Here is a 1,937-nt window from a genome sequence, read left to right on the forward strand (position 1 = left end):
CTCAAACGCGCCGCCCACCGCGTCGCAGACCGCCCATGTGTTCCGGCCGTCACCATCGTTGGCGCCACCAAACCCAAACGGGTCAAGCGGACACCAAAGCCCTAAGTTACCGGTATTGGGGCTAGCCTCCCCGTTTCACTTCGGGAGGCTGAGCTGGTGTGATGGCCATGAAGTGGGGGTTTTGGTTGTTGGCTGCCGGGCGGGCATGGTCGAGGCCCGACGCGCGGGTCGGGTTCTCCAGGGTTCCTCGGTCGGGGTGTGTAGGGACGGTGCTGAGGTTCAGGTGGCTGGCCGTGGCAGCGCCGCCAGGCGGGCGAATGCGCTGGTCAGTTCGTTTCGCCAGGGCCAGGTCGCGGCGATCCGCAGGTGCATGCGGCGCCCGCCGCGGGTGATGCGGGCGGCGGCGTGCAGCAGCCGGTAGCGGAGCTTTTTCGGCTCGGCGGTGGCCAGTTCGCCCTCCAGCAGCAGGATGCGTGTCCAGGCGAGCAGGTCGAGGGCGGTCAGGGACAGTTCCAGCCACGCTTGGTTGACGTGGAAGTGTCGGGAGGGGAAGCGGCCGAAGCCGGTGGTCTTGCCGCAGCGGATGCGGTCCTCGACGCGGGCGTGGGCGCGGTGGCGGACTTCCAGGTGCTGCAATGAGCCTTTGCCGTAGGCGGTGTCGGTGAGGAAGACCTGGTGGCGCATCCCCTCGTCGAGATCGAACAAGGACAGCTGGGCGCCGGGGTGCGGGCGCTCGCGGCGGACGATGATCCGCGTGTCCTCGGGCAGACCCGGCAAGTCGACCAGGCCGGTGAGCTCGGCAACGTGGGCGCCTTGTCGCAGGGTGCCGTCCTGTTCGAGGGCGGGATGCCACACATGGTCGGGCAGTTGGCGTATCGCTCGGCGGACCGGTTCGGTGATGGACCATCCGACGGAGAAGGAGGTGTGGATCCCGCGCGAGCGGAGGCCGCGGATGTGGGTCAGGAACGCTTTGGCGGATCCGGCACTGTCCGCGCGGAAGAGGATGTCGGTGCCGTGGCGGTGGGCGTCGGGGAGCTGGGCGAGGGCGGCGTCGAGCACGGTGATGTGGTCCTCGGCGGTGTTTGCCGCGGCGTTGCCGGGCCGCAGCTGGCCGGCCAGGGCCTCGCCAGTGTTGTCGAGGAAGCACAGCAGCGGGTGGTAGCCGAAGCCGTGTTTGTAGGTCGGCGCCGCGTTCTGCTTCTCGGAGTGGCAGGTGACCAGGGTGGCGTCGATGTCCAGGACCAGGCCCGGCAGTTCGCGTCCGCCTGCACGTGAGGCCGGCATTGCCTCCAGTCTCTCGCTGGCTTGCAGCCAGGCGGCCTCGCGGGCGGTGGCACGGGCCGCGCGCAGAGCCCCGAGTGCGGCCGGATCGATGCCCGCCAGCAGTCGCCATGCGGTGGGAGTGGACGCGGTGGGGCCGAACACCTCGGCCTGATCGCGCAGCAGGGCCAGGTCGGCGATCGCCTCGCCGCCGTCGGCCAGCCTCACCGCCAAGTCCACGGCGATCCGGCCGGGGGCGTGGCCGGTGCCACGCGGCCGCAGTTGGCGCAGCGCGTCGGTGAAGGCCGTGGTCAGGCCGGTGGCATCGGCGAGATCGGCCAGCAGCCGGGACCCGGCATGACTGACCACCCCGCGGCCGTCGGCTGATACGACGAGCTTGGGACGCGACCCGGTAGTGTGCACGCAGAAAGTGCCTTCCTGCTGTGATGACAGAAGCCCTAGACAAGCCTCATCATCCCAGCTCAGAAGGCACTTTCGCGTTCCCGCTCAAGATCGGGACGCCACCGCAAGTGAAACGCGGAGGCTAGTAGCAATACCGGTAACTTAGGGGCAATCTGGTCGTTGTTGTGGTGTGCCAAGAGCAGGTCAACTGAAGTCATCAGGTGGGCGACTGTCGGATCGGGTCGCGGTCGGGGTGCTGACACAGGCGTTTCCTC

General features: G+C 68.7%; 1 protein-coding gene. It reads right to left on the reverse strand.

The genetic code is table 11. From position 1 onward, the window contains the following. Window positions 1-279: 279 nt before the first annotated feature. The gene (locus Q8A52_RS48795) at window positions 280-1,683 is read right to left on the reverse strand and encodes an IS1380 family transposase (protein ID WP_316765146.1); all 1,404 of its coding nucleotides are present in this window, start codon (window positions 1,681-1,683) and stop codon (window positions 280-282) included. Window positions 1,684-1,937 lie beyond the last annotated feature (254 nt).

The sequence above is a fragment of the Streptomyces herbicida genome, assembly GCF_032656585.1.
Classification (GTDB): Bacteria; Actinomycetota; Actinomycetes; order Streptomycetales; family Streptomycetaceae; genus Streptomyces; species Streptomyces herbicida.